Here is an 11,884-nt window from a genome sequence, read left to right as displayed (position 1 = left end):
AAAAATTGCGTCAATCGCTTCGCGATTTAAAACATCTTCTTTATAAAACTTAAATTGTTTTCCTGTTATTTCTTTCACTCGATTTATAGATTCTACCGAGCTATTCGAAAGATTATCCACTACTATAACTTCGTAACCGCTATTTAGTAATTCTACACATGTATGACTACCAATATATCCTGCTCCACCTGTTACAAGTATTGCCATAATTATAGTCCTCCATATTTCATTCATTATAAACTTCTCAAAGTATATCACATATTTCTTATCCTATGTTTAACATGCGAACACAGAAACTTACATTTTATCCCATAATAAATTTATAACATATACGATTCTAATCAGGTAATAAAAAAACGCCACATAATTTTTATTATGTGGCGTTTTTTTATTAAATTACATAACAATATACACTTAGAAAATGCGCAAGACTACCTAATAATACAAAAACATGAAAAATTTCATGATGCCCCATATATTTAAACTCTAACCATTTTGGCTTTGTTCCATAAATAAATCCACCAATTGTATAAAAAATGCCCCCAAGTACTAAGAAAATAATGCCTCCTGTACTTAAATTCTCAGCTAACGGTGCAAAGAATAACACAATTAACCAACCCATCGTAATATAAATTGCTGTCGATAACCATCTTGGACAATTAAACCAAAACATTTTAAATACAATGCCACAAATCGCAGTTGCATAGACTAAACAAAATAATAGTAAACCACTTGCTGAATTTAATGTAATTAAGCAAAAGGGTGCATATGTACCTGCAATTAATATAAAAATCATAGAATGATCTAGCTTCCTAAAGAAGTAAATAACACGTTCATTGGCCACAACACTATGATACACAGCTGACGCCGTATAAAGGACCATCATTCCAATACCAAACAAAATAACAGCTGTAATTGCAGCAAATGATGGCATCTTGATAGAAACTTTCACAAGCATAGCTAATAAGGCAATAAATGATAATATTGCTCCACCTAAGTGAGTAAATGCATTAACCGGTTCCCTTACATAAGCATTCATAATAACACCCCTCATATAATTACATGTAGTTTTGATAACTACATGTAATTATATACACATTTCTTTTTAAGGTCAACATTTACAATTCATTTGTTTCGTAATACCATATTTAAAGATATATTAAACATTAAGTTCCACTAAGTTATAAAAGTGAGGGATTCTACGTGGAAAATATAAATGAATTACTTGAGACATTGCATTTAGAAAAAAACATTAAACTTGAGGATATTCCAAATGTTGACTTATATGTAGATCAAGTTGTTCAACTATTTGAGAATACTTATGCAGATACAACGAGAACTGATGATGAAAAAGTATTAACTAAAACCATGATTAATAATTACGCAAAAGGAAAACTATTTATCCCCATCAAAAATAAAAAGTATTCAAAAGAGCATATGATTTTAATTAGCCTAATTTATCAATTAAAGGGAGCTCTCTCCATTAACGATATAAAAAGTTCATTAGAAACTATAAATGACTCCTTATTAAATGATGATTCATTCGAATTAAATACGTTATACAAAAATTATCTTGCTCTTACTGAAAGCAATGTCGAAAGCTTTAAACAAGACGTAAATAACCGTGTTACAGAAGTAAATGAGATTTCTTCCTTAGAAGATACAAAGCTAGAAAAATTTCTACTACTAACATCCTTCGTGACTATGAGTAATATGTATAGACGTTTAGCGGAGCAACTAGTGGATGATTTAAAAGAATCATAAATAAAAAACTATCCACCTATTAAAGTGGATAGTTTTTTATTTACTTAATTGCTTCATGAACTTTTAGTTGTTTCCCTTTAATCGTTGTAGTCTTCATGACTTTCAAGACGAGTGGTCCTTTTCCATTTAATATTTCAACATAAGAAACATTATCTTGTATCGTAATAATACCTATATCTTCTGCTGTAACACCTTTAATTTTAGCAATTGTACCGACGAAATCTACCGCCCTAATTTTCTTTTTCTTCCCGCCATTAAAGTACAGCTTCATAATGCCTTTGTTGATGTCTGCATTTTTATCTTTCTTTATAATTGGTTTAGCATGTATCTTTTCTTCAAATGCAGCTTTCTCTTTCATAACTTCTTCTTTTGAAGGTCCAATTGCCTTTGGAATTTCAAATCCAATATACTCCTCAATCTCTTCTAAAAATCTATTTTCATATGGTGTTATAAATGTAATAGCTTTTCCACTATTTCCAGCTCGTCCCGTTCTTCCAGTACGATGTACATAGCTTTCTTTTTCAAGTGGAATATCATAATTAATAACATGTGTAATATTATCAATATCAATTCCTCTCGCAGCTACATCTGTTGCTACTAAATAACGGAATTTTCCTTTTCTAAAATCATCCATGACTTCAAAACGATCTTCTTGTACCATACCACCATGTATTTTGTCACAGGGATAGTTAGCTCGTTTTAATTGTCTATATACATGATCTACATTTTCTTGTGTACGGCAGAAAATAATACAGCTATCAGGATTCTCAATCGTTGTTACATCTTTAAGTAGTGAAAGCTTCTCGTCTTCTATCACCTCAAAAAGAGTATGTTCAATTTTATCCGTCGTAATCCCAGCCGCTTTAATTTCAATATGAGTTGGTGAATTCATATATGTACGAGACAATTTCTCAACATCTTCTGGAAGTGTTGCTGAAAATAACATCGTCATTCTTTTTGTAGGTAATTCATCAATAATTGCCTCTACTTGATCGATAAAGCCCATATTTAGCATCTCATCTGCTTCATCAATAACTAAATACTTCAAACAATCTAAAGAAAGGGTACCCTTCTCAATATGATCCAACACACGACCAGGAGTCCCAACTACAATATGTGTCTTTTGCTTTAATTCTAATTTTTGACGTGCAAATGGAGATTTCCCATAAACTGCCGCAGCCTTAATCCTTTTGAATCGACCTATATTTGTAATATCTTCTTTTACCTGTACCGCAAGCTCTCTCGTTGGTGTTAAAACTAATGCTTGTGGTTTATTCTCTTCCCACTCCACCATTTCACAAAGTGGAATACCAAATGAAGCTGTTTTTCCACTTCCAGTCTGGGACTTCACAACAAGATCCTTCTTTTGTAATGCAACTGGAATAACCTCACCTTGTACTTCTGTTGGATGATCATACCCTAACCCAGTAAGTGCCCTTACAATTTCCTTACTTAATTTATAATCAGAAAAACTTTTTTTACTCATATATTAACCTCATTTTATTCTGTATTATTTTCTTTTTTATCTTTTGTATACGTTACTATCACCCTACTTATTATACTTGAAACCTCACATAAAAGGTGAATCATGCCAGATTCATCTTTTTATATAGAAATAAACCTTTTCATTTCATATATTGTTCAACTACTTGATAACATCTTTTGCTCGTATTGTTAGCATTAACCTTTTTATAGTATCCTACATCCAATCAAAAAAATAAAAAGAATACATACAACCTTGTATAATTATCTTAATTTTTCAACCCTTCCCATAAACGAACAATAAAAACAAAAAAATGTTTTAAATTCGTTTTTAACGTTTTTTTTCAGATGTAAAATCTACTTTTTTAAAAAATGTTAAGAAATCCTTTGACTTCTTAATAAAAATAATGTAAATTATCCTATGGACGAACATTTTTGATTAATAAAAATAAAATATTCGTATTTTAGGGGTGTAAATGATGGAAAACGTATTTGACTATGAAGATATTCAATTAATTCCTGCAAAATGTATTGTAAATAGCCGCTCTGAATGTGATACAACTGTCACTTTAGGAAAACATAAATTTAAATTACCTGTCGTGCCTGCAAATATGCAAACGATTATTGATGAAAGAATTGCAACTTATTTAGCTGAGAACAACTACTTTTATATCATGCATCGTTTCCAACCAGAGAAACGAATCTCATTCATTAGAGATATGCAATCACGTGGATTAATCGCTTCTATCAGCGTTGGTGTAAAAGAGGACGAATATGAATTCGTACAACAATTAGCTGCTGAGCAACTTACACCTGAATATATCACGATTGATATCGCACACGGTCATTCTAATGCTGTGATCAACATGATTCAACATATTAAAAAACATTTACCAGAGAGCTTCGTTATCGCTGGAAACGTTGGAACTCCAGAAGCGGTAAGAGAATTAGAAAATGCTGGTGCCGATGCAACAAAAGTTGGTATTGGACCTGGTAAAGTTTGTATTACTAAAATTAAAACAGGCTTCGGAACTGGTGGTTGGCAGCTAGCTGCACTTCGCTGGTGTGCAAAAGCTGCAAGTAAGCCAATTATCGCTGATGGTGGTATTCGTACACACGGCGACGTAGCTAAATCTATTCGCTTTGGGGCAACTATGGTCATGATCGGTTCTCTATTTGCTGGTCACGAAGAGTCTCCAGGGGAAACAATTGAAAGAGATGGAAAACTTTATAAAGAATACTTCGGTTCTGCTTCTGAATTCCAAAAGGGTGAGAAGAAAAACGTTGAAGGTAAGAAAATGTTCGTTGAGCATAAAGGTTCTTTAGAAGATACGTTAATCGAAATGGAACAAGATCTTCAATCTTCTATCTCTTACGCTGGCGGAACAAAATTAGACGCTATTCGTACTGTAGATTATGTTGTCGTGAAAAACTCGATTTTCAATGGTGACAAAGTATATTAATTCTTAAATTAACTCGAAGGACAAGCATTTTCATGCTTGTCCTTCTTTTTTGTATATGAAAATGTAAAATATTTTAATTTAACTAAATTTTCTAGTATTATGTGTTTAGATAGTCTTAATAAGGGGGAGATACGACTTGAAAAATGTAATAGAAAATCGCCTTAATCGCGCAGAGGTACCCGCTGAACTAACATGGGATTTATCCGATTTGTATAATTCTGATGCCGAATGGCATACTGCATTAAACGCATTGGAAAATGATATACAGAAACTTGATTCATTTAAAGGGCATTTACATACTAGCTCCCACACTTTATTAAATTGCCTACTTTTAGAAGAAGAGCTTTTAATGACGTTAACAAAACTGTACTCATATGCAAATTTAAAAGAAGCTACTGATCGTACAAATCCAAGTATTCAAGCGAACTCTTCCAAAATTTCTGCTTTATGGACGAAAGTACATACTGCACTATCCTTTATTCATAATGAAATCCTCTCATTCGACGAAGGAACAATTGAAAGATGTTTAACTGAAGAAACAAAACTCGAACCTTTCCGTAAATCTTTACTAGAAATACTACAAAAAAGACAGCACACACTCTCTCCTGAAACAGAAGAAGCACTTGCTGCACTTGGCGAAGTTCATAGTTCTCCATACAAAATTTACGGCATGACTAAATTGGCCGATATGGATTTCACTTCTATACAAGACGAACAAGGAAACGAACTTCCTGTTTCATTCTCATTATTTGAAAGCAAATATGAATTTTCTCCAAGCACATATATACGTCGAAAAGCATATTCATCATTTGTTTCCACACTAAAACGATATAAAAATACAATTGCCACAACATATGCTACTGAAGTAAAAAAACAAGTAACACTTTCTCGTTTACGTAAATATGAATCCGTTACTCATATGCTATTAGAACCACAAAAGGTTCCACTTGAAATGTATAACAACCAACTTGATATTATTTATAAAGAACTAGCACCTCATATGCGCCGTTTTGCAGATTTAAAAAAGAGAGTATTAGGACTCGATCAAATGCTTTTCTGTGACTTACATGCACCTTTAGATCCCGAATTTAATCCGGCGATTACTTATGAAGAAGCAGGCACGCTCATTCAAGATTCTTTAAAAGTATTAGGCGATGAATATAGTTCCATAATCCAAAAAGGATTCAAAGAAAGATGGGTAGATCTTGCAGATAACGTAGGCAAATCAACAGGGGCATTTTGCTCAAGTCCATACGGCTCTCATCCCTATATTTTAATTACATGGCAAAATACGATGCGTGGATGCTTTACATTAGCACATGAATTTGGACATGCTGGTCATTTCTATTTAGCAAATAAAAACCAACGTATCATGAACGTACGCCCATCTATGTACTTTGTTGAAGCACCATCAACCATGAATGAATTACTATTAGCTCAGCATTTACTAGCGACTACTGACGATAAGAGAATGCGCAGATGGGTCATTCTACAACTACTTGGCACATATTATCACAACTTTGTTACTCATTTACTTGAGGGTGAATATCAACGTAGAGTATATGCTCTAGCAGAAAAAGGACAGGCCCTTACAGCTACAACTTTAACTGAAATTAAAACAAATGTCCTTTCGACATTCTGGGGAGATTCTGTAGAAATCGATGAAGGTGCGGGCTTAACTTGGATGCGTCAGCCTCATTATTATATGGGTCTATATGCTTATACATATTCCGCAGGCCTCACTGCATCCACTGCAGTAGCTCAAATGATTAAAGAGGAAGGACAACCTGCTATTGATCGCTGGTTAGATGTGCTTCGTGCTGGTGGTACAATGAAACCACTTGAACTAATGAAACATGCCGGAGTAGATATGTCAAAACCAGATGCAATCCGTAAAGCTGTTTCTTACGTTGGTTCATTAATTGATGAATTAGAGCATTCTTATCAAGAATAAAAAAATAAGCCCTCGCTTTAATGAGGGCTTATTTCATATTTACTTCCCAAAACGTTTGCGATATCCACATTTCCTGCAAAGTTCTTCAACCGCAACTCTTTTCGAAAATCCATCGACAATGTTTGTTGCCCTTTCACCTTCAATAATGTTAGAAAATGAATCATTATTAATATTCCCAAGGTTAATAATCCCTTCACCATCTAAACAACAAGGAATAACTGTTCCATTCGCTAAAATACCCGCTTGATTACGAAGTCCATGACAGAATCCTTTCCCATCATCCTCTTCCTCATGTAATGCTGGCCACTGGAATTCATAGTCTTGATTAATAAAGACACGTTCTGCAATTTTTATACCTTTTCCTGGTGTAAGCTTCTCTTCAATTTGATAAGCTAGATCAAATTCATTTTCAATTATAGATAATAACTCTCTATTTTTCTGGATTTCAGCATTTGTTTTATTATCCTGAGTTAAATTCCATAACCTTAACGATACAATTAAATCTGATTGACTTGTCGCTTCCCTAATGAAGGAAAGTATACTCCTTACATAGCCCTCTTTATCTTGCGAACCTGGATGTCCATCAAAACTATGCAGTGAAAAATTCATTTGTCTTAACGCAGGCTTATTTAACAGCCTATGTCTTCTCTTATTAATTAACGTTCCGTTCGTTGTAATATTAACTTTAAATCCTTTTTCATGACTTAAGTCTAATAGTTGATCTATTTTCGGATGGAGCAACGGCTCACCCTTCACGTGCAAATAAATGTAGTCTGTGTGAGGTTTAATTTGGTCTAATCTTTTAGCAAAATCCTCCACAGAAATGAATTGCTTCTGCCTTTCCGTCGGCGGACAAAAGCTACACGCAAGATTACATACACTCGTAATCTCCAAGTAAAACTTCTTAAACTTCTTCACCTTTAATTCCTCACTTCTCTAACTACTTATACTTTTTCCTCTTCATATTACAGCATATTTTTATGGAAATAGAAACATACTTATTTTAGGAAATCTACACACCATCTAATAATATTTAAAAGACCATCGGTAATTTTTGTCCAATGGTCTTTTTATCCTTTTATATACAAAGAATAAATTTATTTATGATACGGCTCATCGTAACTATTCTAAATAAGGTTATTTTTTATTATTTTCATAATTAAATTTAACAAAAAAGGTAGTGCCTTCCGATCCTGTTTGAATTTCTATTTTTGCATTATGGCGGGCAGCAATGGCATAACATACACCTAACCCCAATCCAGTTCCATTATCTTTGGTCGTGTAAAACGGCGTACCCAGTTTCTCTAATACTTCAGGCCTGATACCTTTTCCTTGATCCCGCACTGCAAGCACCACACAATTTTGACCTTCCTTGTAAGTGCTAATGGTTAGAACTTTCCCTGTATTCATCGCTTCTAAGCCATTACGATATAGATTCATTAATAATTGCCGTATCTCATTACGATTTAAAAGTAATTCTGGAATGTCATTTGTATCGACTTGAATATATTTATTTTGATTGTACGTATCAATCTTTATTAAAGGAATAATATCGCGGATAATTGAATTTAAATCTAACATCTGCAAATCCAATTTCCTTGTATTACCCATTGAGAGAAATTCAGTAATAATAGAATTGGCACGGTTAAGTTCTTCAATCATTAAATGAAAGTACTTATTATGTTTCTCATAGGTATTCTCTTCTTTTAATAACTGTAAAAATCCCAGTACTGTTGTCATTGGATTTCTAATTTCATGGCTGATACCTGCTGCCATTTGCCCTATTAAATCTATATTGGATAATCTTTTCAATTCCTGTTCATATTTCTTTTTTTCCGTTATGTTTTTAAAAATACAACAAATACCATCATCATATGGGTATGCAATAACTTCGTGCCAATATTCATCTGCAGTAGAAAGAAATTCGAAATGAACTGTAGTTCGCTCTGACATCGCACGATGAAATTCCTTATACATAACTGTTTCAATTTCACTCGGGAAAACATTCCATATATTCTTTCCTAATACATCTTTTGCTGTTTTTCTTTTCGGAAAATATTGGTGCTTATTTACGTACGTAAATTCCCATTTATTATTTAAAATAAAAAATCCATCCGTAATACATTCAATCACACTTGTAACTTTTTCATTAGCAGCAGCTAGCTCTCTCGTTCGCTCTTCCACTATGCTCTCTAGTTGATCCATATACAACAAATTCGAAAACGTAGGGGCTGTGGCATCAACGATAGATTTTGCTAGTTGAAGTTGGGAATCATCATAATTGTGAGCTTTTCCTTCTTTGCCAACGACGATTACCCCTAATACTTCTCCCATTGAAACCAATGGAATCATCAATAGACCCTTACTATCTATATTTTTTGTTTGAATAACCTCTTGGATCTTGGCTTCATAGCTTTTCTCTGTCCAATCCGCTTCTGTCCAATGACAGTCCTTACTTAATTTCGTTGTTTTAATTGTTGTTTTGTCTAGCGGATCTAGAAGATGAGCAGTCATATTTTTACTCTCTAAAATCTGTTCTAGGTAAAAAAAGCATTTATCAAAACTCTCCTGTATCGAGGAACACATCGATAAATCACGTGTAACATTTAGTAACAGTTGTTTCTCAGCAATAAGGTTTTCCTTTTGTTTTAAATTATTTGCGTTTTGAATTGCAACCGCAGCCATATTTACATAAGCTTCAACACTTTGAATTTCTGAATCTGTTAAGTTCATCGGAATTCCATAATCAAATAAAAAAACCAGACCAAATAACTCTTGCCCAAATGAGATAGGCAGAGCTAATAAGGACTTAATTTTGAATGCATTAACCGGTCTCGGATCTGGTCGATGATCCTTTGAGGTATCAGGAATATAGATGGTTCTTTTCGTTTCAATAACTTCTTTTGCCAGTAAGTCTATTTCAGGATCAATTACTTGAGTATCGAGCGTTACACCATTTATAGTCTCTGGTTTTCCTGCAAACCCTCTAAATGTTCCATCTTCCTGGGGTAAATAAATTCCAACAGCGTCGCACCTAACAATCTCCTCTGATATCGCCATTGTCACACGCTGCAATACGTCACGTAGTTCTAATTTCGTATTTATTATTTTTGTTATATTCGCGAGCCTAGAATATCTCGTCTGATCACTTACCATTCACATAGCCTCCAGTTATAGGCATAATAAAATAAATATGATAATATCAGTGTTTTATATAGAATACATCACTTATGATACGGTTCACCACGATTAATCCGAAACGCTCTATACACTTGCTCAAGCAACACTAATCGCATTAATTGGTGTGGTAATGTCATCTTTGAAAAAGAGAGTGATTCATTTGAACGCTTCATCACTTCTGAGCTTAGTCCAAGTGATCCACCAATTACAAATGCGACTTTACTCTTTCCGTATGTAGCAAGGCGATCTAGACTTATCGCGAATTCTTCTGATGACTTTTGCTTTCCTTCTATAGCTAATGCAATCACATGCGTGTCATCCGAAATTTTATCCAGTATACGTATACCTTCTTTTTCCTTTACAATTAACATTTCTGCTTCACTTAAATTTTCTGGCGCCTTTTCATCAGGCAATTCAATTACTTCTACTTTTGCGTATGCAGATAATCGTTTTAAGTATTCTGCTATACCTTGTTTCAAATATTTTTCTTTTAATTTCCCAATTGAAATAATCGAGATATTCACACGTATCCTCCACCTTACAAACATGTTATCCACAAAACTTATCCACATATCCACAAATACTACCCACATATTGTGTGAGAATCTGTGTTCGATACAACATATGTCGCCTCATTTTGACAAAATTCACATGTTTTTTTCTCTTTTTCCGGGTTATCCACATTGTTGATAACTGGCGCAACTTCACACTCATCCACAATAATATCTAACGCTAATTCAACATGCTCTAAACAACAAGGTAAATTCATTTTCTTCACCTCACTTTTCTACAATAGAAAACAGGAGGTAGGCCCTCCTGTTTTTAATACTTTTGAATGCCTAATTTCACTGTTGTTGTTACTCTTTTTGTGCCACGATAAAACGTAAGAGTCATTTTATCATTAATTTCCTTATCATATAAGGCCGTACGGAATCCAATAATATCGCGAATCGGTTTTCCATCTACCGCCACAATAACATCATGTTCTCTTAAACCAGCATCCGCACCTGGCGAAGGACTTTTCACATCCAAAATACAAACTCCCTCTGTTACAGTACCTGGTAAATGTAATGTTTTTGACCAATAATAGTTTGGAATTTCATTTAATGACCTAAGTTCAATCCCAACATATGGTCTTCTTACTTTTCCATACTTCTCAAGTTCATTCATAATCGGAACAGCTCTAGTCACCGGAATAGCAAGGCCGATTCCTTCTACTTCTTTTGCAGCAATTTTCATTGAATTAATACCAATTAATTGTCCTGCTGCATTTACAAGCGCACCGCCACTATTCCCCGGATTAATCGCTGCATCTGTTTGTAACACTTCTACTTGCCAATCATAATGTCCATCTTGATCTAAATCTACAGGGACAATACGTTCATTAGCTGAAATAATACCTTGTGTAACTGTTCCAGAAAATTGCAGTCCAAGCGGGTTTCCAATCGCAATAACTGGCTCTCCTCTGCGAACAGTATTAGAATCGCCAATTTCAATTATTTTTTTCACATGCTTTGCATCTATTTCTAATACAGCTAAGTCTGTGACTACATCGGTTCCTAATACTTTTCCAGGAACCTTCTTACCGTCACTTAGACTTACTTCAATACGATTCGCTCCAGCTACAACATGATTATTCGTTACAATATAAGCTTGACCATCTGTCTTTTTATAAATTACTCCTGATCCTGTACCGGCCTCTGAATCTGCCTCTGAAAAGTTATCTCGTTGAATGTTAATAACACCCACAACAGCTTCAGATGCACGATCAACAGCATCTACAAAGCTAATCTGTTTAATCCCTTGAGCTTCGGCCATATTACTTCCGCTTGCTTCAGCTTGCGGAAGCGTATCAGCAGAATTTGAAAATAAAGGCGCTCCAAACGCGAATAAAGAAGCTCCTACAATTGTTCCCGCTATACTAGAAAGAACTATACCTTTGTGCTTCTTTTTTCCTGCACGTTTCATACGATAATTTTCTTCATCAATAAAGGACATATTTGTTCACCTATCTTCCTGAAAACAACTATATTCACCTTTA

The 11,884-nt window shown here is 34.2% G+C and carries 11 protein-coding genes; 3 read left to right on the top strand and 8 right to left on the bottom strand.

Going from position 1 to position 11,884, the window contains the following annotated elements; all coding sequences use genetic code 11:
• Both ACTFSL_RS28370 and trhA read right to left on the bottom strand, forming a co-directional pair.
• Nucleotides 1-207, bottom strand: a 207-nt coding sequence (locus ACTFSL_RS28370) for an SDR family NAD(P)-dependent oxidoreductase (protein ID WP_440042788.1), incomplete at its 3' end; no start/stop codon positions are given.
• Between the two features lie 184 nt (nucleotides 208-391).
• Nucleotides 392-1,039: a PAQR family membrane homeostasis protein TrhA gene (trhA, locus tag ACTFSL_RS28365; RefSeq protein ID WP_000995363.1), complete on the bottom strand. Its 648-nt coding sequence runs from the start codon at nucleotides 1,037-1,039 to the stop codon at nucleotides 392-394.
• A gap of 164 nt (nucleotides 1,040-1,203) precedes the next feature.
• On the opposite strand from trhA, the gene ACTFSL_RS28360 reads away from it, so the two are divergent.
• The gene (locus ACTFSL_RS28360; protein ID WP_000427879.1) at nucleotides 1,204-1,764 is read left to right on the top strand and encodes a DUF1836 domain-containing protein; all 561 of its coding nucleotides are present in this window, start codon (nucleotides 1,204-1,206) and stop codon (nucleotides 1,762-1,764) included.
• Nucleotides 1,765-1,804: 40 nt separating this feature from the next.
• Here the strand turns inward: ACTFSL_RS28360 and ACTFSL_RS28355 are convergent, their stop codons facing one another.
• Nucleotides 1,805-3,250 (bottom strand): DEAD/DEAH box helicase, encoded by a 1,446-nt coding sequence (locus ACTFSL_RS28355; RefSeq protein WP_440042785.1) that lies wholly within the window; start codon nucleotides 3,248-3,250, stop codon nucleotides 1,805-1,807.
• A gap of 475 nt (nucleotides 3,251-3,725) precedes the next feature.
• On the opposite strand from ACTFSL_RS28355, the gene guaC reads away from it, so the two are divergent.
• A complete protein-coding gene (gene guaC / locus ACTFSL_RS28350; RefSeq protein ID WP_000432447.1) occupies nucleotides 3,726-4,709 on the top strand; it encodes a GMP reductase in 984 nt (327 codons plus the stop codon).
• Nucleotides 4,710-4,845: 136 nt separating this feature from the next.
• Nucleotides 4,846-6,663: an oligoendopeptidase F gene (pepF, locus tag ACTFSL_RS28345; RefSeq protein ID WP_000800003.1), complete on the top strand. Its 1,818-nt coding sequence runs from the start codon at nucleotides 4,846-4,848 to the stop codon at nucleotides 6,661-6,663.
• A gap of 39 nt (nucleotides 6,664-6,702) precedes the next feature.
• Here pepF and ACTFSL_RS28340 read toward each other — a convergent pair whose 3' ends face one another.
• The 5 genes from ACTFSL_RS28340 to ACTFSL_RS28320 all read right to left on the bottom strand — a co-directional run bounded on the left by ACTFSL_RS28340 (nucleotide 6,703) and on the right by ACTFSL_RS28320 (nucleotide 11,841).
• The gene (locus tag ACTFSL_RS28340; protein ID WP_000713630.1) at nucleotides 6,703-7,581 is read right to left on the bottom strand and encodes a radical SAM/SPASM domain-containing protein; all 879 of its coding nucleotides are present in this window, start codon (nucleotides 7,579-7,581) and stop codon (nucleotides 6,703-6,705) included.
• A gap of 219 nt (nucleotides 7,582-7,800) precedes the next feature.
• Nucleotides 7,801-9,819, bottom strand: a complete 2,019-nt coding sequence (locus ACTFSL_RS28335; protein WP_065381951.1) for a GAF domain-containing sensor histidine kinase — start codon at nucleotides 9,817-9,819, stop codon at nucleotides 7,801-7,803.
• Between the two features lie 68 nt (nucleotides 9,820-9,887).
• The gene (rlmH, locus tag ACTFSL_RS28330; protein WP_001027000.1) at nucleotides 9,888-10,367 is read right to left on the bottom strand and encodes a 23S rRNA (pseudouridine(1915)-N(3))-methyltransferase RlmH; all 480 of its coding nucleotides are present in this window, start codon (nucleotides 10,365-10,367) and stop codon (nucleotides 9,888-9,890) included.
• A 59-nt stretch (nucleotides 10,368-10,426) separates the two neighbouring features.
• Nucleotides 10,427-10,612, bottom strand: a complete 186-nt coding sequence (locus tag ACTFSL_RS28325; protein WP_002144578.1) for a CxxH/CxxC protein — start codon at nucleotides 10,610-10,612, stop codon at nucleotides 10,427-10,429.
• A 53-nt stretch (nucleotides 10,613-10,665) separates the two neighbouring features.
• A complete protein-coding gene (locus ACTFSL_RS28320) occupies nucleotides 10,666-11,841 on the bottom strand; it encodes a S1C family serine protease (RefSeq protein ID WP_000008031.1) in 1,176 nt (391 codons plus the stop codon).
• Between the last annotated feature and the right edge of the window lie 43 nt (nucleotides 11,842-11,884).

The organism is Bacillus cereus group sp. MYBK108-1, assembly GCF_051917185.1.
GTDB classification, from domain to species: domain Bacteria; phylum Bacillota; class Bacilli; order Bacillales; family Bacillaceae_G; genus Bacillus_A; species Bacillus_A cereus.
The sequence above is the reverse complement of the archived record's forward strand: the minus strand, read 5'-3'. Positions and strand labels throughout refer to the sequence as shown.

Coding starts and splice junctions, on each gene's coding strand:
- trhA (WP_000995363.1), bottom strand. CDS start 1,039: ATGAATGCTTATGTAAGGGAACCGGTTAATGCATTTACTCACTTAGGT.
- ACTFSL_RS28325 (WP_002144578.1), bottom strand. CDS start 10,612: ATGAATTTACCTTGTTGTTTAGAGCATGTTGAATTAGCGTTAGATATT.
- ACTFSL_RS28355 (WP_440042785.1), bottom strand. CDS start 3,250: ATGAGTAAAAAAAGTTTTTCTGATTATAAATTAAGTAAGGAAATTGTA.
- ACTFSL_RS28335 (WP_065381951.1), bottom strand. CDS start 9,819: ATGGTAAGTGATCAGACGAGATATTCTAGGCTCGCGAATATAACAAAA.
- ACTFSL_RS28320 (WP_000008031.1), bottom strand. CDS start 11,841: ATGTCCTTTATTGATGAAGAAAATTATCGTATGAAACGTGCAGGAAAA.
- guaC (WP_000432447.1), top strand. CDS start 3,726: ATGGAAAACGTATTTGACTATGAAGATATTCAATTAATTCCTGCAAAA.